Genomic DNA, 20214 nt, shown 5'->3' on the forward strand with positions numbered 1-20214 from the left:
CGGAGGCGAACGATGCTGCACCTGATCGATGCGTTCGTGTCGGACATCCAGACCTGGCTGTACGTCGACGTCGTGCAGCCGCTCCTCTTCAAGTTCAACCTGATGGACTATGACGAGGACACCTACGACGCGCTGTACTGGGTGATCATCGGCGCGCTGCAGATGGTGCTGATGTTCGCGTTGCTGCGCCCGCTCGAGGCGCTCGCGCCCGTCGAGCGCTGGAAGAACCGCCGCGCGGTGCGGGTCGACGTGATCTACACGGCGATCTCGAAGCTCGGCATCTACACGCTGTTCTTCTTCTTCGCGCTGCAGCCGGTGTTCGACGGCTTCCAGGCGTGGCTGCGCCTGCACGGCGTTGCGAACTTCAACCTCGACTATCTGTGGCCGGGCGTGACCTCGCAGCCGATCGTCGCGTTCGCGATCTACCTCGTCGTGCTCGATTTCGCCGGCTACTGGTATCACCGCTGGCAGCACAAGTTCGGCATCTGGTGGGAGCTGCACGCGGTGCATCACAGCCAGCGGCAGATGTCGCTGTGGTGCGACGACCGCAACCACCTGCTCGACGACGTGCTGCAATCGTGCTTCTTCGCGGCGATCGCGCTCGTGATCGGCGTGACGCCGTCGCAGTTCGTCGTGCTGACCGCGGTCACGAACTTCCTGCAGAGCATCCAGCACACGAATGCGCGGCTGTCGTTCGGCTGGCTCGGCGAGCGCCTGCTCGTGAGCCCGATCTTCCACCGGCGCCACCACGCGGTCGGCTACGGCCACGAAGGCACCAAGTACGGCTGCAACTTCGGCGTGCTGTTCCCGTGGTGGGACATGATGTTTGGCACCGCGTCGTGGAATCGCACGGTCGAGCCGACCGGCATCCGCGAGCAGGTCGAAGGCGTTTCCTACGGCGAGGGCTTCTGGGCACAGCACGGCCTCGCGTTCGTGCGGATCTTCCGGCGCCTCGTTCCCGCGAAGCGCGGCGCGGCATCGGCCTGATCCCGTCGCGTTCCCGTTGAACGGCTTTCCGATACGGCCCGCATGCGCTTTGGCGCATGCGGGCCGTGTGGTTTATCCTTTCCCCGTTTTTCTCCGTCGATACAGGTTCGCATGAACGATTTGCTGCGCTCCTTCGTCCGGGCGTTCGCCAGCGCGCTGCACCCGCGCATGCTGTGGCTCACCCTGATGCCGTTCGTCGTCTCGGCGCTGCTGTGGGGCGTCGTGCTGTGGTTCTCGTGGCAGATGCTGATCGACACCGCACGCGGCGCGCTCGACGGTTTCGTGCTGACCGCCGCGCTGTACCGCGCATTCGATGCGATCGGGATGTCGCAGCTGCATGCGGTCGTCGCGCCGTTCGTCGTCGTGTCGCTCGCGATTCCGCTGATCGTGCTGACCGTGCTGCTGCTGATCGCGACGATCTCGATGCCGGTCGTGATCAAGCACCTGTCGAACCGGCAGTTCGCCGCGCTCGAGGCGAAGCGGGGCGGCACGTTCTTCGGCAGCGTGTTCAATTCGCTCGGCGCGGCGCTCGTCGGCGTCGTACTGCTCGTCGTCACGATCCCGCTGTGGCTGATCCCGCCGTTCTTCGCATTGCTGCCGCCCGTGATCTGGGGCTGGCTCACTTACCGCGTGATGACCTACGACGCGCTCGCGCAGCACGCGAGCCGCGACGAGCGCCGCGCGCTGGTGCGCCAGCATCGCTGGCCGCTGATCGGCATCGGCGTCGCGACCGGGCTGCTCGGCACCGTTCCGACCTTCGTATGGGTGTCGTCGGTCTGGATGATGGTGCTGTTTCCGTTCGTGGCGGCGGCCATGATCTGGGTTTACGCTTTCATCCTCGTCTTCTCGGCGCTGTGGTTCGGGCACTATTGCCTGCGCGCGCTGGACGACCTGCGCGCGAGTTCGCGCGCCACCGCAATCGACATGGGGCAGGCATGAGCATCGGCATCATCATCATCGGCGACGAAATCCTTTCGGGCCGCCGGCAGGACAAGCATCTGGCGAAGGTCATCGAGCTGCTCGGCGCGCGTGGCCTCGCGCTCGACTGGGCCGAATACGTCGGCGACGATCCGGCGCGCATCACCGCGACGCTCGCCCGCGCGATCGCGTCCGGCGACATCGTGTTCTCGACGGGCGGGATCGGCGCGACGCCGGACGACCACACGCGCCAGTGCGCGGCCGCCGCGCTCGGCGTGCCGCTCGAGCTGCATCCGGAAGCGAAGGTGCTGATCTCGGAGCGCATCCGCGAGACACACGCCGATCCGGCCACGCCGGTCGACTTCGATTCGCCGGAAAACCAGCACCGCTTCAACATGGGCGTGTTTCCGGCGGGCGCGTCGATCATCCCGAACGGCTACAACCGGATTCCCGGCTTTTCGGTCGGCGATCTCCACTTCGTGCCTGGCTTCCCGGTGATGGCGTGGCCGATGATCGAATGGGTGCTCGACACGAAGTACCGGCATCTCCATCACGCGACGCCGCACGCGGAGCGCTCGCTGTACGTGTTCGAACTGCCGGAATCGACGCTCACGCCGTTGATGGAGAGGATCGAGCGCGACTTCCCGGGCGTGCGCGTGTTCAGCCTGCCCAGCGTCGGCGACGCGGAGCGCGGCGGGATCTATGCACGCCGGCATATCGATCTCGGCGTGAAGGGCGAGCCGGAAGCGGTCGCGGCCGCGTTCGTGAAGCTGCGCGAGGGCGTGCACCTGCTCGGCGGCGACGTCGTCGAGCCGGATGCCCCGCGCGCCTGAGCGGCCCGGATCCATCACACGAAACGGCCGTCCAAAAGGCACGGGCCGCGCAACGCGGCCCGTCATCGGGATGTCATCGCCCGGCTCGACGATGTCGCAGTCGGGTGCGGCCCGGCGGATCCGCGCTCAGGCGCCGATCCACGGCAGTTTCCGGAAGCACCAGCCGTCGACCGTCTTGCGGTGGCCTTCGGCATCCTTGCCGCCTTCGAAGCCTTCGAGCAGGTCGAACGCCTTCGTGAAGCCGGCCTGCGTCGACGCGACCGCGGCGAGCTTCGAGCGCGCGGCGCTGCGGCACAGGAACAGGATGGGCGTATCGGCCGGGAGGGCCGCCTTCAGTTCGTCGACGAATTCGGCATTCGGCACGCCGCCCGGGTAGCGCGTCCATTCGATGTGCAGGTACTGGCCGTCGCCGACGAGCGGGCGGCCGATCCAGTCGAGCTCGGCGCGGGTGCGCACGTCGACGAGACGCGCCGACGGGTCGAGCTGCAGCAGTTCGAATGCCTCGATCGGCAGCAGCGCGCCGGCATAGTTGAGCGGGCCTTGGACGCGGCGTTCTTCGGCCTTCGCGTAAAGCTGGTCGAGCGTACTCATGGCAGGAGGTCTCCGTATCGGTCAAACAAACATTCTAGCGCGGCACCGCCGCGCGGATGTCCGGGCGCCGTGCGGTGCATGCACCGCCACACGCTCACCAAAAGGGTGCAGAATGGCGTGCGTGCACCAGAATGATCCCGTCGCGCCGATGCGGCCTGCCAATTGCACCATGGCGGTGCGGTCGCTCGATGGCCGGTGCGGCGTCCGGCCCCGGCATCGTGCAGCCGGGCCCCGCAGCGACGCGGGCCGGCAAGATTCGCGTCGGTTTTGCGATGATTGGCACGGAAGCTGCTATATAGAATTCGGTCGACCCGGGGCGCGCTGCGCCAAAGCCAGACTCCGGGCAGCTCGATAAACGAGGCGGTTCCCAGTCCGCCGGAATTGTTCAATCAGGAGAAGAGGTTATGAGTAAAACCGTCGCCGACGTCATGCAACTCGTGAAGGACGAGGACTGCAAGTTTGTCGATTTCCGCTTCACGGACACGCGCGGCAAGGAACAGCACGTGTCGGTGCCGGTTTCGGCGTTCGACGAGGACAAGTTCGAAAGCGGCCATGCATTCGACGGTTCGTCGATCGCGGGCTGGAAGGGTATCGAAGCGTCGGACATGCTGCTCATGCCGGACCCGAACGCTGCCTTCGTCGACCCGTTCTATGAAGAGTCGACCCTCGTGCTGACCTGCGACGTGGTCGAGCCGGCCGACGGCAAGGGCTACGAGCGCGACCCGCGTTCGCTCGCGAAGCGCGGCGAAGCGTACCTGAAGAGCACGGGCATCGGCGACACGGCCTACTTCGGTCCGGAACCGGAATTCTTCATTTTCGACTCGGTCCAGTGGAACACGGACATGTCGGGCTGCTTCGTGAAGATCAACTCGGAAGAAGCACCGTGGTCGGCCGGCAAGGAATTCGAAGGCGGCAACACGGGCCACCGTCCGGGCACGAAGGGCGGCTACTTCCCGGTCGCGCCGGTCGACACGTTCCAGGACATGCGTTCGGAAATGTGCCTGCTGCTCGAACAGCTCGGCATCCCGGTCGAAGTGCACCACCACGAAGTGGCGGGCCAGGGCCAGAACGAAATCGGCACGAAGTTCTCGACGCTGGTCGAGCGCGCCGACTGGACGCAATGGTCGAAGTACATCATCCACAACGTCGCGCACTCGTACGGCAAGACGGCGACGTTCATGCCGAAGCCGGTCGTCGGTGACAACGGTTCGGGCATGCACGTTCACCAGTCGATCTGGAAGGACGGCCAGAACCTGTTCGCGGGCAACGGCTACGCCGGCCTGTCGGAACTGGCGCTGTTCTACATCGGCGGCATCATCAAGCACGCCCGTGCACTGAACGCGATCACGAACCCGACGACGAACTCGTACAAGCGTCTGGTCCCGCACTTCGAAGCACCGGTCAAGCTCGCTTACTCGGCGCGCAACCGTTCGGCATCGATCCGCATTCCGCACGTGTCGAACCCGAAGGGCCGCCGTATCGAAACGCGCTTCCCGGATCCGATGGCGAACCCGTACCTGTGCTTCACGGCGCTGATGATGGCGGGTCTCGACGGGATCCAGAACAAGATCCATCCGGGCGAAGCCGCGGACAAGAACCTGTACGACCTGCCGCCGGAAGAGGATGCAAAGATCCCGACCGTCTGCGCCGGCCTCGACCAGGCTCTCGAAGCGCTCGACAAGGATCGCGAGTTCCTGACGCGCGGTGGCGTGTTCACCGACGGCATGCTCGACGCGTACCTCGCGCTGAAGGAGCAGGAGCTGGCGAAGTTCCGCATGACGACGCATCCGATCGAGTTCGAGATGTACTACTCGCTGTAATCGGCGATGGCGCTTCGATTCAGCGCCGTCATGCCGGTTCGTTCCCGCCGCGCGGTTTGCGGCGGGAGCGGCGGAGTCTGAAAGGGGACGGCGTCCAGCCGTCCCTTTTTTGTTCCGAGCATTTCCATTTCCCGATCCGGTGAGGCGCGACGACACGCAAGATGGCTCTGAAGAATCTGATCAAGGCGAAGACGGGGCAGCCCGAGCGACTGACGGAAGACGAGCGGCTCGCGCGCTCGGGCCTGCTTGCGGGGCTGGAAGCGCTGCCGACGGTCGTGATCGTGCTCGACCGCAAGACGCTCAGGGTCGCGTTCGCGAACCCGTCCGCGGAGGCGATGCTCGACATCTCGCGCCGGCAGCTCGCGCAGCGGCCGTGGGGCGAGATTTTTCCGAACGCGAACGCGCTCGCGTCGACGATCACCGCGATCGGCGAGGAGCGCTTTCACGCGACGCATCTCGACACCGTGCTCGACCGGCCCGGCCACGAAGCGCTGCACGTGCATGCGATCGTCGGCTTTCTCGAGACCGCACCCGATTTCGTGCTCGTCGAGTTGTTCGAGAACGAACGGCAGTCGCGCACCGATCGCGAGGAGCGCATCCACGACCTGACCGCGGTCAACAAGCAACTGATCCGCAACCTCGCGCACGAGATCAAGAACCCGCTCGGGGGCATTCGCGGCGCAGCCCAGCTGCTCGAATTCGAACTGAGCGAGCGCGAGCGCGGCGAGTTGCGCGAATACACGCAGGTGATCATCAAGGAGTCCGACCGCCTGCAGACGCTCGTCGACCGGTTGCTGGAGCCGCACCGGCATCCGCACATCGTCGGCGACGTGAACATTCACGAAGTGTGCGAACGCGTGCGCGCGGTGATGCTCGCGGAATTTCCGCGCGGGCTCACGATCGAGCGCGACTACGACGTGAGCGTGCCGGACCTGCGCGGCGACAAGGAGCAGCTGATCCAGGCGCTGCTGAACATCGTACGCAACGCCGCGCAGGCGCTGCGCGAGCGGATTGCGCAGGGCGACGCGAAGATCGAGCTGCGCACGCGCGTCGCGCGCAAGGTGACGATCGCGAAGCGCCTGTACAAGCTGGCACTGGACTTGCACGTGGTCGACAACGGGCCCGGCATTCCGGAAGAGATCCGCGACCGGATCTTCTATCCGCTCGTGTCCGGGCGCGACGACGGCAGCGGCCTTGGCCTCACGCTCGCGCAGACGTTCGTGCAGCAACACGACGGGATGATCGAGGTCGAGAGCCGGCCCGGCCGTACCGAGTTTCAGATCCTGCTGCCGCTCGACCATTGAGCGGCGACATTGCGATTCACCGGATTCACCAATATCTGACCGACCTATGAAGCCGATCTGGATAGTAGACGACGACCAATCGATCCGCTGGGTGCTCGAAAAGGCGCTCGCCCGGGACAGCTTCGCGACGAAGAGCTTCGCGAACGTGCGCGACGCGCTGGCCGCGCTCGACCACGAGACACCGCAGGTGCTGGTGTCCGACATCCGGATGCCGGGCGGTTCCGGCCTCGAGTTGCTGCAGGCGATGCACGAGCGCCTGCCGGGCCTGCCCGTCATCATCATGACGGCGTTCTCCGATCTCGATAGCGCCGTCGCGGCGTTCCAGGGCGGCGCGTTCGAATATCTCGCGAAGCCGTTCGACGTCGACAAGGCGGTCGAGCTGATCCGCCGCGCGGTCGAGGAAAGCCTGCGCGCCGGCGCGCCGCAGGACGAGCGTGTCGCCGAGGCGCCCGAGATGCTCGGCCAGGCGCCCGCGATGCAGGACATGTTCCGCGCGATCGGCCGCCTGTCGCATTCGGCCGCGACCGTGCTCATCACGGGTGAATCGGGCACCGGCAAGGAGCTCGTCGCGCGTGCGCTGCACCGCCATAGCCCACGGGCGAGCGGGCCGTTCATCGCGCTGAACACGGCCGCGATTCCGAAGGACCTGCTCGAATCCGAACTGTTCGGCCACGAGCGCGGCGCGTTCACCGGCGCGCAGACGACGCGCCAGGGCCGCTTCGAGCAGGCCGAGAACGGCACGCTGTTCCTCGACGAAATCGGCGACATGCCGTTCGATCTGCAGACGCGCCTGTTGCGCGTGCTGTCGGACGGCCAGTTCTATCGGGTCGGCGGCCACAACCCGCTGCGCGCGAACGTGCGCGTGATCGCCGCGACGCACCAGAATCTGGAGTCGCGCGTGCGGCAGGGGCTGTTCCGCGAGGACCTTTACCACCGGCTCAACGTGATCCGGCTGCGCCTGCCGCCGCTGCGTGAACGTAGTGAGGACATCGCGCTGCTCACGCGCCACTTCCTGCAGAAGAGCGCGCGCGATCTCGGCGTCGAGCCGAAGCGGGTGTCCGACGAGGCGCTGGCCTATCTCACTTCGCTCGCGTTTCCCGGCAACGTGCGCCAGCTCGAGAATCTCGCGAACTGGCTGACCGTGATGGCGCCCGCGCAGACGGTCGAGATCAAGGACCTGCCACCCGACCTGGTGCCGGCAGGCGCACCGGTGGTCGCGACGACCGACGGCGCGGATGCACACGGCGGTGGCAACGGTGGCGGGGGCGACGTAGCGCGCGTGCAGCCGGCGGTCGGCGCGGCACCGTTGACGGCCGTGCCTGTCGCGGCTGCGCCGAACGGCGCGCCGGCCGGTTATCCGATGTGGGAGAACGGGCTGCGCACCGAAGTCGCGCGGCTGTTGCGCGAGAACTCGACCGACGTGATGGACGAGCTCGCGCGGCGCTTCGAAGCGGCCGTGATCCGCGAGGCGCTCGACTTCACGCGCGGCCGCAAGGTCGAGGCGGCGGAGCGGCTCGGCATCGGCCGCAACACGATCACGCGCAAGATCCAGGAACTGCATCTGGAGCCGTAAGCATCCGTCGCGGCATGCGCGGGCACCGCGCCTGCCGCGATCGGACATAATCGCGGTTTGCCGTCACGTGCGCATCCGTCATGTCCGATTCCTTCCGCTGGCCCGCCGGGGCCGATCCCTTCCGTTTTCTCGAAGCGCTCGACAGCAAGCGCGCCCGTGCGTGGGTCGATGAGCAGAACGCGCGCACGCGTGTCGCGCTGCGCGACGACGATGCGTATCGCGCGCTCACCGCGCGGCTCGCGCAGGCGTACCTGCCGCGCGAACGCCCGGTGATCCCGACCCGCTGGCGCGAGTGGGCGTACGACCTGTGGCAGGACGATCTCCATCCAAAGGGGTTGTGGCGCCGCGCGCGCTGGGACGACTGGCGCGCCGGCCGGCCCGAGTGGGACACGCTGCTCGACGTCGACGCGCTCGGCGCGGACGAGGGCGAGTCATGGGTGTTCGAGCAGGACACGATCCTGTATCCGGACGGTGACCGCGCGTTGCTGTCGCTGTCGCCGGGCGGTGCCGACGCGGTCGTCGTGCGCGAATTCGACCTCGTGCAGCGCCGTTTCGTCGACGGCGGTTTCACGATCGACGTGCCCGGGAATCACACGATAGGCTGGATCGACCGCGATACCGTCTACGTGAGCTGGGATCGCGGCGAGGCGCATGCGACCGCCGCCGGCTATCCGTACGAAGCGCGCCGCTGGGTACGCGGCACGCCGCTCGCCGATGCGCCGGTCGTGTTCCGCGGCGAACCCGACGACATCAGCGCGGGCGCGGGGTTCGATCCGATCGACGGTCGCCACGTCGCGTGGCGCAGTGTCGATTTCTTCGACGCGCATGCATACCGGCTGACCGACGCGGGCGAGTGGGCGCGCTACGACGTGCCGACGCATGTCGACGTCGGTTTCTGGGAAGGCTGGCTGATGCTGGAGCCGCGGCTCGACTGGGACTGCGGCGGCGTGCGTCACGCGGGCGGCTCGCTGCTCGCGATCCGCGAGCAGGCATTCCTCGCCGGGTCGCGCGACCTCACGACGCTGTTCGAGCCGCGACCGACGACGTCCGCTTGCACGTGGACGCACACGCGCACGATGCTGATCGCGAGCTGGCTCGACGACGTGCACAACCGCACGATGCTGTGGCAGCCGCGCCAGTCCGATGACGGCGCGTGGACGTGGGACGCGCGGCCGTTCGAATGGCCGGGCGATGCGCAGATCGACGTCGAGCCGGTCGAGTCCACGCTGAACGACGACGTGTACGTGGACGTCGATACCTATCTCGATCCGCCCGAATGCTGGCTTGCCGATCTGGCCGATCGCGCAGCCGATGCGCCGTCGCGTCGCGTGCTGCTCGACCGTCCGCCGGTGCGCTTCGATGCGGCCGGGCTCGTCGTGCGTCGCGCGAATGCCCGCTCGCGCGACGGCACGGTCGTGCCGTACACGCTGATCGGGCCGCGGGACGCACTCGATGGACTCGATGCGCCGGATCACCCCGACCGCAGCGCCCGTGTCGCGCGGCCGTGTCTGCTGTCAGGCTATGGCGGGTTCGCGATTCCGAACCTGCCGGGCTATAGCGACGCGCTCGGCATCGCGTGGCTCGAACGCGGCGGTGTCGCCGCGTTCGCACACATCCGCGGCGGTGGCGAATTCGGACCGGGCTGGCATGTCGACGCGCAACGCGAGCATCGGCAACGTTCGTTCGACGACTTCATCGCGGTGGCCGAGGACCTGATCCGCACCGGCGTGACGACGCCCGCGCAGCTCGGCATCGAGGGCGGCAGCAACGGCGGGCTGCTGGTCGGCGCATGCATGGTGCAGCGTCCGGAGCTGTTCGGCGCGGTGCTGTGTCGCGTGCCGCTGCTCGACATGCGGCGCTATCCGAAGCTGCACGCGGGCGCCGCATGGCTCGACGAGTACGGCGATCCGGACGATCCGCGCGAGGGCGCGGCGCTTGCCGCCTATTCGCCGTATCACCGCGTGAGCGACGGCGTCGTGTATCCGCCGCTGCTGCTGACGACGTCGACGCGCGACGACCGCGTGCATCCCGCGCATGCGCGCAAGATGGCCGCGCGCATGCATGCGCTCGGACACGAACGGGTGTGGTACTGGGAGAACACCGACGGCGGCCACGGCAGTGCCGACGATCTCGAACGCGCCGAATCGGACGCGGCGGAATTCGGTTTCCTGTGGGCCCATCTCGGGCCCGCGCCCGCGCGCAGTTGAGCGCGGGCGTGAGCGGGTGGGGAGGGGCTCAGCCGACGATCGCGACGACGGGCGTGTGGTCGGACGGCTGTTCCCACGTGCGCGGCGTACGGTCCACCTCGCACGACGTGCAGGTTGCGGCGAGCGCCGGCGACAGCAGGATGTGGTCGATGCGCAGCCCGGCGTTGCGGCGGAACGCGAACATCCGGTAGTCCCACCACGTGAAGGTCTTCTCCGGTTGCTCGAAGCGGCGGAATGCATCGACGAAGCCGAGCTCGATCAGCTTCGCGAAGTGCGCGCGTTCCTGCGGCGACACGAGGTTCTGGCCTTCCCATTTCGCCGGGTCGTGCACGTCGCGGTCTTCCGGCGCGATGTTGAAGTCGCCGAGCAGCGCGAGCTTCGGGTAGCGCTGCATCTCGGTGCTCAGCCATGCCTGCAGTGCGTCGAGCCACTGCATCTTGTAGACGAACTTGTCGGAGTCGGGGGCCTGGCCGTTCGGGAAATACGCGGACACGATGCGTACGCCGTCGACTGTCACGGCCACCACGCGCTGCTGCGGATCGTCGAAGCCGGGGATGTTGCGCACGACGTCCGATTCGTCGACGGCGAGCGTGTCGCGCACGAGGATCGCGACGCCGTTGTAGGTCTTCTGACCGGTGAACCAGCTGCGGTAGCCGGCTGCCTCGAGATCGGCGCGTGGATATTTCTCGTCCGGCAGCTTCAGTTCCTGCAGGCACAGCACGTCGGTTCCGCTTTGCGCGAGCCAGTCGAGCACGTGCTGCTTGCGGACGTTGAGCGAGTTGACGTTCCAGGTGGCGATTTTCATGAACGGGAGTGCGTGCGGGGTGAATGCGAAGGCCGCCATCTTACCGCGAGCACGGGGCGCGAACGCGCGCGATGCGCAACGCGAAGCGGGCGGCGTGCATCGCGACGGCGGCCGCTCGCGAAGAAATTGTGACAAAAGTGTTGACGTGAGTACTTCCTCACCCTATAATTTATTTCTCTGACGCGGGGTGGAGCAGTCTGGCAGCTCGTCGGGCTCATAACCCGAAGGTCGTAGGTTCAAATCCTACCCCCGCAACCAAGCACACCAGACGATGTGCTGCGCAAGTGACCGATGCGCGCTTCGTCGACAAGAACCCGGCTCCGTGCCGGGTTTTTTGTTTTCAGCCCGCCGCCCACTCGACCGCGGCCTTAGCATGCAGCGCGGTCGTATCGAACACCGGCAGCGGTGAATCCTCCGCGCCGATCAGCAGCGTGATTTCCGTGCATCCGAGAATCACGGCCTGCGCGCCGCGCTTCGCCAGTTCGTCGATGATCGCCATGTAGGTCGCGCGCGACCCGGCATCGATGACACCGTGACACAGCTCGTCGTAGATGATCCGGTGCACGTCGTTGCGCGCGGGTTCGTCCGGCACCAGCACGTCGAGGCCGAACTTGTCGCGCAGACGCTTCGCATAGAACGGCAGTTCCATCGTGTAACGCGTGCCGAGCAGCGCGACGCGCTCGACGCCGGCGGCGCGCAGCGCGGCGCCGGTCGGATCGGCGATGTGCAGGAACGGCAGCGACACTGCAGCCTCGATTGCGCCGTGCACGCGGTGCATCGTGTTGGTCGTCAGCACGACGAGATCGGCGCCGGCCGCTTCGAGCTGACGCGCGGCATCGGCCATCCGTTCGCCGAGTGCCGGCCAGTCGTGCGTGCGCTGCAAAGCTTCGATTTCCGCGAAATCCACTGTGACCAGCACGCTCTTCGCGTTGTGATGCCCGCCGTGCAGCGCCTTCGAATGGCGATTGATCAGCCGGTAATACTCGGCCGACGATTCCCAGCTCATCCCGCCGATCAACCCGATCGTCTTCATCCGTCACCTGTGCATTTCGTATCTCGTGGCAGACGAGTATAGGGGGCGTCCCGTGCGCGCGGCGGTACGATCCGCGCGAAGCGGACCGGTACGGTGCGACCGGCCGGGGCTGACGGCCGGCGGTGGCCGGGGAGTGCGGGAGGGTCTCCGGGCGGCCGGCTGCGCCCGGCGGCGGCCGAACGTGGCAGCACGCGACAGTTGAAACGATCACTGTGTTTTTGTACAGTATCGGCACCGTGAATCCGACCATCATCCCGCCTGCCGATCCGGCCGTGCCGCCGCCCGGCGACGCGCCGCCGCGCGTGCGCAAGATCATCCATTGCGATTGCGACTGCTTCTACGCGTCGGTGGAGATGCGCGACGACCCGTCGCTGCGCAACCGGCCGATCGCGGTCGGCGGCCGGCCCGATCAGCGCGGGGTGATCGCGACCTGCAACTACGAGGCACGGCGCTACGGCGTGCATTCGGCGATGTCGTCGGCGCTCGCGATGCGCAAGTGTCCGGACCTGCTGATCCTGCCGTCCGCGATGGACAAGTACCGTGCGGCGTCGCGGCAGATCATGGCGATCTACCGCGACTACACGCACGACGTCGAGCCGCTGTCGCTCGACGAGGCGTACCTCGACGTCAGCGGTTCCGAACTGTGCCAGGGCAGCGCGACGCTGATTGCGCGGGAGATCCGCCAACGTGTGTACGACACGGTCGGCGTGACGGTGTCGGCGGGCGTCGCGCCGAACAAGTTCATCGCGAAGATCGCGTCCGACTGGAACAAGCCCGACGGCCTGTTCGTGGTGCGCCCGCATGAGGTCGACGCGTTCGTCGCAGCGCTGCCGGTGCGCAAGCTGCACGGTGTCGGCAAGGTGACGGCCACGCGCCTCGACCGGCTCGGCATCCAGACCTGCGCGCAGTTGCGCGACTGGTCGCTGATCGACCTGCATCGCGAGTTCGGCGCGTTCGGCCGGCGGCTGTACCAGTTGTCGCGCGGCATCGACGAGCGGCCGGTAGAGGCCGACCAGGAGCGCAAGTCGGTCAGCGTCGAGACGACCTACGTGACCGACCTGACGACGCTCGAGCAATGCGCGGAAGAGATCCGCCGCCTCGTCGTGCAGCTCGACGCACGCATCGCGCGCGCGGGCGCCGCGCGCGCGATCCGCAAGCTGTACGTGAAGATCCGCTTCGCCGATTTCCAGCGCACGACGGTCGAATGCGTGGCCGATGCGACGAATGAGCGGACGGCCGTCACGCTGCTCGCGAAGGGGCTGCAGCGGCGCGCGCAGGCCGTGCGGCTGCTCGGTGTCGGCGTGCGCATCGACGAGGACACGGCCGAGCGTCACGGGCAGTTCTCGCTGTTCGACGACGAAGCTGGCGAAGCCGCCGGCAACGAAACGCCGGCGCCGTGAAAAAAGGCACCGCCGAAGCGGTGCCTTTCGATGCAGCAGGACGAACCGGGCAGGGCCGCGCGCTCAGTGCGCGGGAGCGGCCATCCCGTTGTGACGCAGCAGCGCGTCGATTTCCGGCTCGCGGCCGCGGAACGCCTTGAACGAATCCATCGCCGGGCGGCTGCCGCCAACCTCGAGGATCTCGCGGCGATAGCGCGTGCCGGTCGCCGCGTCGAGCACGCTGCCGCTTGCGGCGGCCGCTTCCTCGAACGCCGCGTACGCATCGGCCGACAGCACCTCGGCCCACTTGTAGCTGTAGTAGCCGGCCGCATAGCCGCCCGCGAAGATGTGGCTGAAGGTGTTCGGCCAGCGCGAGAACGCGGCCTGCGGGATCACGTGGTAGCGCTCGTTGATCTCGCGCGCGAACGCGTTCACGCCGGTCGCGCCCGCCGGGTCGAAGTCGACGTGCAGCAGCATGTCGAACATCGAGAACACGATCTGGCGCAGCGTGCCGAGCCCGCTCTGGAAATTCTTGGCGGCGATCATCTTGTCGAACAGCTCGCGCGGCAGCGTGGCGCCCGTGTCGATGTGCGACGACATCGACGACAGCACGTCCCATTCCCAGCAGAAGTTTTCCATGAACTGCGACGGCAGCTCGACCGCATCCCATTCGACGCCGTTGATGCCCGACACGCCGAGTTCGTCGACGCGCGTGAGCATGTGATGCAGCCCGTGGCCGAATTCATGGAACAGCGTGATGACTTCGTCGTGCGTGAAGCATGCGGGCTTGCCGCCGACCGGCGCCGAGAAGTTGCAGGTCAGGTACGCGACCGGCGTCTGCACGGTGCTGCCGCGCTTCGCGCGCGCCCGCGCATCGTCCATCCACGCGCCGCCGCGCTTGCCTTCGCGGGCATACAGGTCGAGATAGAACTGCGCGACGAGCGAGCCGTCGCGGTTCTCGACGCGGAAAAAGCGCACGTCCTTGTGCCACACCGGTGCATCGTCCGGCTTGATCCGCACGCCGAACAGCGTTTCGGTGACGGTGAACAGGCCCTTCAGCACGGCCGGTTCCGGGAAGTACTGCTTGACCTCGTTTTCCGAGAACGCATAGCGCTGCTGGCGCAGCCGTTCGGCCGCGAACGCGATGTCCCACGGCGCGTGTTCGGTCAGGCCGAGTTCCTTCGCGGCGAATGCGCGCAGTTCGTCCCAGTCCTTGTCGGCGTGCGGGCGCGCGCGCGTCGCGAGATCCTCGAGGAATGCGATCACCTGCTGCGGCGATTCGGCCATCTTCGGCGCGAGCGACACTTCGGCGAAGTTGCGGTAGCCGAGCATCTGCGCCTCTTCACGGCGCAGCTTCAGCTCGTCGGCGACGATCGCCGTGTTGTCCCACTCGGCCTTGCCGTCGCCGTACTGCGGCCCGAGTTCGGACGCGCGCGTCGCATACGCGCGATACAGCGTCTCGCGCATCGCGCGGTTTTCGGCGTACTGCAGCACCGGGAAGTAGGACGGGAAGTGCAGCGTGAATTTCCAGCCTTCCTTGCCTTCCTTTTGCGCGGCTTCGCGGGCCGCTTCGATCGCGTCGCCCGGCAGGCCGGCCAGTTCGGCCTCGTCCTGCGCGAAATACGCATACGCGTTGGTTGCGTCGAGCACGTGGTCGGAGAACGCCTTCGACAGCGCGGCCTGCTGTTCCTGCAGTTCCGCGAAGCGCGGCTTCTCGTCCTCGGGCAGTTCGGCGCCCGACAGGCGGAAGTCGCGCAATGCGTTGTCGAGGATCTTCTTGCGCTCGGCGGACAGCGTCGCGTATTCGGCGCCCGCGGCGATCGCCTTGTACTTTTCGTACAGCGCGAGGTTCTGGCCGACGCTCGACCAGAATTCGGTCACGCGCGGCAGGTTCTCGCCGTATGCGGCGCGCAGTTCCGGCGTATCGGCGACCGCGTTCAGGTGGCCGACGACGCCCCATGCGCGCCCGAGCGGCTCCGTCGCCTGCTCGACCGTCTCGACGATCTCGGCCCAGGTCGCCGGCGTCGCCGGCGCGCTCGCGGTGTCGACCGCGCGATTGGCGGCGTCGAGCAGCGTGTCGAGCGCGGGCGTCACGTGTTCCGGGCGAATCTCGCCGAAGCGGGGCAGGCCGGAGAAATCGAGGAGCGGATTGGTGTTGGCGCTGGCGGACATTAAGACTCCCTGTCTGTTGCCGGATGAACCGGGGTGAAAAGGGTGAGGCGCGATGCGGCCGCGCCCGATATCGACATTATTGGGGCGCATCGCGCGCTTTCCAATCGTTAGTTTCTAACGACGCGATTGGGGCGGTTGAGCGGGGGCGGATCCGGGCGAAACGCGGTGTGGCAGCGTGACAGTGTGGCGACGCGGCCGCGATGGCGACCGGCGAGACGCCGGCGCACGAATGCGCGCCGGCTGGACGGGCAGGGCGATCAGGCGGCAGCGGCGGCGCGCTCGGCGGCTTCGATCGTGTTGATCAGCAGCATCGTGATGGTCATCGGGCCGACGCCGCCCGGCACCGGCGTGATGTGGCCGGCGACTTCCTTGACGCCCGCGAAGTCGACGTCGCCGCACAGCTTGCCCGCGTCGTCGCGGTTCATGCCGACGTCGATCACCGTCGCGCCGGGCTTGACCATCTCGGCCGTCAGGATGTTGCGCTTGCCGACCGCGGCCACCACGATGTCGGCCTGGCGCGTGTGCGCGGCGAGGTCGCGCGTCTTGCTGTGGCAGATCGTCACGGTCGCGCCGGCTTCGAGCAGCAGCATCGCCATCGGCTTGCCGACGATGTTCGAGCGGCCGATCACCACCGCGTTCGCGCCTTGCAGCGGGATGTCGTTTGCTTCGAACATCTTCATCACGCCATACGGCGTGCACGGGCGGAACAGCGGCTTGCCCGTCATCAGCGCGCCGGCATTCGCAACGTGAAAGCCGTCGACGTCCTTCTCCGGCGCGATTGCCTCGATCACCTTGTGGCTGTCGATGTGCGCGGGCAGCGGCAGCTGGACCAGGATGCCGTGGATCTTCGGGTCGCGGTTCAGTTCGTCGATGCGCGCGAGCAGGTCGGCTTCCGACAGCGTGTCCGAGTACGCATCCTTCTGCGAGAAGAAACCGTTGTCCTCGCACGCCTTGATCTTGTTGCGCACGTAGACTTCGCTCGCCGGGTTCGCGCCGACGAGGATCACCGCGAGGCCGGGCTGGTGGCCACGCGCGGTCAGCGCGGCGGCGCGTTCGGCGGCCTGCGCGCGCAAGGTCTTCGAGAGGGCGTTGCCGTCGATGAGGAGGGCTGTCATGGTGGTGGGTCCTGCCGGGAAGTTGGAATGCGGGCGTACGACGCGCGAAGCGCCGCAGCAAAACACGCAATTATACCGTTCGCTTGCTGTCGTCCGACAGCGAATACACGGGAAGCGTCATGGCGGCGGCGCCGGCGCCCCGGGAGGAAGCGCCGGGCCGCGCCGCGCGAGTGGACCGCGTCGCGCGGCGCGGTGGCGCGGCCCGCCCGGGCGCGATTGCCCGGGGGCCGCGCACAACGTTCAGGCCTGCTTCTTCGACAGCGCGAGGCGCAGCAGGTCGGCTACCGTGTTGACGTTGAGCTTTTCCATGATGTTGGCGCGGTGCGCCTCGACCGTCTTGATGCTGATCCCGAGATCGTCGGCGATCTGCTTGTTCAGGCGGCCGGCGATGATCCGCTCGAGCACCTGCTGCTCGCGTGCGGTCAGCTTCGACAGGCGCTCGCTCGCGGCGCGCTGTTCCTGGACGCTCTTGCTTTCGCTTCGGGCCTTGTCGAGCATCCGCTCGACGAGCTTGCGCAGTTCGGCCTCGTCGAACGGTTTCTCGATAAAGTCCATCGCACCCTTTTTCATCGTCGACACCGCCATCGGCACGTCGCCGTGGCCCGTGACGAAGATGATCGGCAGCGCGGCGTTGTCGGCGATCAGGCGCTCCTGCAGTTCGAGGCCGCTCATGCCCGACATCCGCACGTCGAGGATCAGGCATGCGATCTGGCCGGCCTGCTGGGCCGGCTGATAGGCATCGAGGAACTGCTCGGCGCTCGAGAAGCATTGCACGCGATAGCCGTTCGCCTCCAGCAGCCAGCGCAGCGAGTCCCGTACGGCTTCGTCGTCGTCGACGACGAAGACAGTTTCCTGAGTGGTGGTGACAGGGCTATTCATAGTTCTCCCGTAACGGTATGTGATGCCGATGCCTCGCGCCCCCCTTGGCCGAGATCAGCGGGTTCCCCAATGGGCAGGCTGCAGTGGAATGTCGCGCCGGAAATGCGGCCGTCCGGTTCGACATTGTTGACCACCCACAGACGCCCCCGATGCGATTCGATGATCGAACGGCAGATGTTCAGCCCCATGCCCATGCCGTCGGACTTGGTGCTGTAAAACGGTTCGAACAGGCGTTCGGCGGTCGCTTCGTCGACGCCCGGACCCTGGTCGATCACGCGGATGTCGACGAAACCCGCGTCGATGTCGGCGACCACGCGGATCACGCCGTCCGCGGCCGCCGGCTTCACGTCGGCCATCGCCTCGGCCGCGTTCTTCATCAGGTTCACGAGCACCTGCTCGATCAGCACGGGGTCGACATAAATAATAGGCATTCTTGCGAGGATTTCCGTGACGATCCGGATCCTGCGCTTCCTGGCCTCGATTTCGGCGAGCCCGACCGCGTCGGCGACGATGTCCGCGACCCGCGCCGGCTGGCGTTTCGGCTCGCTGCGCTTCACGAATTCGCGGATCCGCTTGACGATCATCCCCGCGCGCAGCGCCTGCTGCGCGGTCTTTTCCAGCGCGGGCTGCAGCGTCTCGGGCGTGCCGCGGCCGCTCTTCACGAGCGCGAGCGTGCCCGAGCAGTAGTTGTTGATCGCGGCGAGCGGCTGGTTCAATTCGTGAGCAATCGACGACGCCATTTCACCCATCGTCATCAATCGGCTCGTGAACTGCAGCTTCTCTTCCTGCTGGTGCGCGAGTTCCTGCGCCTTCTTGCGGGTCGTGATGTCGGTCGCGATCTGCATCTGCGCGAGGTGGCCGTCCACCCACTGGATGTACTGGCGGCGCACCTCGAACCACTTCTGGATGCTCTCGACGTACACCTCCTGCGCGTCGGCGGTGCTGCTCGTCAGCGCGGCGGCCGGCAGGCCCGCGAACGCGTCGACCATGTCGATCGAGTCGGACGAGGCCTGCGCGCGGTCGAAGCCGCCGCCCGACAGCTCGAGGTGGCCGTCCGGGCGGATCCCGAACAGGTGGCGGTAGTAGCGGTTCGCGAACAGCAGCTCGGCCTCGTCGGCGGCCAGCACCGACACCGCGGCGTCGAGGCTTTCGAGCACCGTCGTGAAGCGTTCGTGTGCGGCCGCGAGTTCCTCGCGTGCGCGCTTCGGCTCGGTGATGTCGGTCATCGACGACATCCAGCCGGTCTGGCGCCCGGAGCTGTCGATCAGCGGCGATACGTACAGCCGCGCATGGAACAGCGTGCCGTTCTTGCGCCGCACGCGCAGCTCGAAGCCCGAGCTCGGCGCCTTGCCGCGCAGCGTCATGTCGAGCTGGCGCTGCATTTCCGGGTACGAGTCGCGCGGCCAGTACGGGAACGGCGCGACCTTGCCGACGAGGTCGGTTTCGTCCCAGCCCGTCATCCGGCAGAACGCGGGGTTCACGTGCGTGATGCGGCCGTGCATGTCGAGTACGCGCATGCCGATCAGCACCGAGTTTTCCATCGCGCGGCGGAAGAACGCTTCCGCGTACAGCGCCTGCTGCGCCTCGAAGCGCTGGCGCGTGTGCTTCCACAGGCTCCAGAGGCTCCACAGCACGAAGCACGACAGGCCGGCCACGAGCCACACGAGCGTGTTGTTGGTCAGGTTCGTGAGCTGCGGGAACGCGTACACGCGCACCGTCAGCCCCTGGCCGGGCGGATCGAGCGGCAGGTCGTAGTGGGAGTCGCGCGGCAGGCGCGGGCGCGTCGACGTCGACGACAGCTCACGGTTGTTCGAGTCGGTGATCGAGATCTTGTACTTCGACGACAGCTCCTGCGGGATGTCGTGCTTCAGGATCCCTTCGACCGAGAACACCGCGGCGATCGAGCCGAGATATTCGCGGTCGCCGCGCATCACGGGCGTCTGCAGCGTGATGAAGCCGTTGCCGAAGTCGTCGTAGATCAGCGGCGAATAGGCCTGGCGGCGCGTGCTGCGCGCTTCGTCGTAGGCGCCGCGCACGGCGTCCTGCAACTGCGCGTCGCCGGGCTTCGCGAGCCGCTGGCCGAGCAGCGGCGGATGCACGGTCGGCCAGCGCTGCACGCCGGGCGCGGTGTACCAGTTCAGATAGAGGATTTCCGGATGCGTCTGCATCACGTCGGCGACGGCCATCTGGAACGCGTTCTGGTCGAGGCGGCCGGACGCGAGATCGCGCGACAGCGCCTGCAACTGTTCCTGTGCGCCCGTCATCGACAGGCGGATCTGCTGCTGCGCCCATGCGACGTTACGGAACAGGGTGTCTTCCTGCTGCTGCTGCTCGCGGCGATTGAGGCTCCATAGAATCAGGCTCATCACCACGAGGAACACGAGGATCGACAGCAGGGGCGTCAGCAAATAGGAATTGGACCACCACGGTCCGTGGTGCCAACGGGACGGCTGCGACTCCGCCGGCGGGCCCGACGGTCGCGCCGAGCGTGCGAAAAGCCGATCGGTCAACATGGCAGGATTGTAGCGCAGCGCAATACATGGAAAACCTATACCGGATATGTTGAACGGAAACGAATTTGTCGCGGCGGCGCGCGCC

Annotated in this window: 15 protein-coding genes and 1 tRNA gene; 9 read left to right on the forward strand and 7 right to left on the reverse strand. The window is 67.1% G+C overall.

What is annotated here, in order from left to right; all coding sequences use genetic code 11:
- Positions 1-12 precede the first annotated feature (12 nt).
- From GEM_RS06325 to GEM_RS06335, 3 genes are all read left to right on the forward strand, one after another.
- Positions 13-987, forward strand: a complete 975-nt coding sequence (locus tag GEM_RS06325) for a sterol desaturase family protein (RefSeq protein ID WP_014896602.1) — start codon at positions 13-15, stop codon at positions 985-987.
- Between the two features lie 111 nt (positions 988-1098).
- Entirely contained in the window at positions 1099-1926 is an 828-nt protein-coding gene (locus GEM_RS06330) for an EI24 domain-containing protein (RefSeq protein ID WP_014896603.1), read from the forward strand.
- Entirely contained in the window at positions 1923-2738 is an 816-nt protein-coding gene (locus GEM_RS06335; protein WP_014896604.1) for a competence/damage-inducible protein A, read from the forward strand. Before GEM_RS06330 ends, GEM_RS06335 begins: the two co-directional genes overlap by 4 nt.
- Positions 2739-2864: 126 nt before the next feature.
- Here GEM_RS06335 and GEM_RS06340 read toward each other — a convergent pair whose 3' ends face one another.
- A complete protein-coding gene (locus GEM_RS06340) occupies positions 2865-3329 on the reverse strand; it encodes a rhodanese-like domain-containing protein (protein WP_014896605.1) in 465 nt (154 codons plus the stop codon).
- Positions 3330-3733: 404 nt separating this feature from the next.
- Here GEM_RS06340 and glnA point away from each other — a divergent pair, with 404 nt between their 5' ends.
- From glnA to GEM_RS06360, 4 genes are all read left to right on the forward strand, one after another.
- Positions 3734-5149 (forward strand): type I glutamate--ammonia ligase, encoded by a 1416-nt coding sequence (gene glnA, locus GEM_RS06345; protein WP_014896606.1) that lies wholly within the window; start codon positions 3734-3736, stop codon positions 5147-5149.
- A 161-nt stretch (positions 5150-5310) separates the two neighbouring features.
- The gene (glnL, locus tag GEM_RS06350; RefSeq protein WP_014896607.1) at positions 5311-6453 is read left to right on the forward strand and encodes a nitrogen regulation protein NR(II); all 1143 of its coding nucleotides are present in this window, start codon (positions 5311-5313) and stop codon (positions 6451-6453) included.
- Positions 6454-6499: 46 nt separating this feature from the next.
- Complete coding sequence (gene ntrC / locus GEM_RS06355) at positions 6500-8026, forward strand: nitrogen regulation protein NR(I) (RefSeq protein WP_014896608.1); 1527 nt, start codon at positions 6500-6502, stop codon at positions 8024-8026.
- 80 nt (positions 8027-8106) lie between these two features.
- A complete protein-coding gene (locus tag GEM_RS06360; protein WP_014896609.1) occupies positions 8107-10233 on the forward strand; it encodes a prolyl oligopeptidase family serine peptidase in 2127 nt (708 codons plus the stop codon).
- A 28-nt stretch (positions 10234-10261) separates the two neighbouring features.
- On the opposite strand, the gene xth is transcribed toward GEM_RS06360, so the two are convergent.
- Complete coding sequence (gene xth / locus GEM_RS06365) at positions 10262-11038, reverse strand: exodeoxyribonuclease III (RefSeq protein ID WP_187293241.1); 777 nt, start codon at positions 11036-11038, stop codon at positions 10262-10264.
- A 181-nt stretch (positions 11039-11219) separates the two neighbouring features.
- Here xth and GEM_RS06370 point away from each other — a divergent pair.
- A tRNA-Met gene (locus GEM_RS06370) sits at positions 11220-11296 on the forward strand.
- Positions 11297-11378: 82 nt separating this feature from the next.
- On the opposite strand, the gene GEM_RS06375 is transcribed toward GEM_RS06370, so the two are convergent.
- Complete coding sequence (locus GEM_RS06375) at positions 11379-12071, reverse strand: aspartate/glutamate racemase family protein (RefSeq protein WP_014896611.1); 693 nt, start codon at positions 12069-12071, stop codon at positions 11379-11381.
- 212 nt (positions 12072-12283) lie between these two features.
- Between GEM_RS06375 and dinB the strand changes: the two genes are divergently transcribed.
- A complete protein-coding gene (gene dinB / locus GEM_RS06380) occupies positions 12284-13471 on the forward strand; it encodes a DNA polymerase IV (RefSeq protein WP_051137967.1) in 1188 nt (395 codons plus the stop codon).
- A gap of 63 nt (positions 13472-13534) precedes the next feature.
- Here dinB and GEM_RS06385 read toward each other — a convergent pair whose 3' ends face one another.
- The 4 genes from GEM_RS06385 to fixL all read right to left on the reverse strand — a co-directional run bounded on the left by GEM_RS06385 (position 13535) and on the right by fixL (position 20129).
- Positions 13535-15622, reverse strand: a complete 2088-nt coding sequence (locus GEM_RS06385) for a M3 family metallopeptidase (protein WP_014896613.1) — start codon at positions 15620-15622, stop codon at positions 13535-13537.
- Between the two features lie 257 nt (positions 15623-15879).
- The gene (gene folD, locus GEM_RS06390; RefSeq protein ID WP_014896614.1) at positions 15880-16737 is read right to left on the reverse strand and encodes a bifunctional methylenetetrahydrofolate dehydrogenase/methenyltetrahydrofolate cyclohydrolase FolD; all 858 of its coding nucleotides are present in this window, start codon (positions 16735-16737) and stop codon (positions 15880-15882) included.
- A gap of 240 nt (positions 16738-16977) precedes the next feature.
- Entirely contained in the window at positions 16978-17616 is a 639-nt protein-coding gene (gene fixJ, locus GEM_RS06395; protein ID WP_006493245.1) for an oxygen response regulator transcription factor FixJ, read from the reverse strand.
- Complete coding sequence (fixL, locus tag GEM_RS06400; protein WP_014896615.1) at positions 17613-20129, reverse strand: oxygen sensor histidine kinase FixL; 2517 nt, start codon at positions 20127-20129, stop codon at positions 17613-17615. The genes fixJ and fixL overlap by 4 nt, the downstream gene beginning before the upstream one ends.
- Positions 20130-20214: the final 85 nt, after the last annotated feature.

Origin of the sequence: Burkholderia cepacia GG4 (assembly GCF_000292915.1) — a bacterium.
Lineage (GTDB): Bacteria > Pseudomonadota > Gammaproteobacteria > Burkholderiales > Burkholderiaceae > Burkholderia > Burkholderia cepacia_D.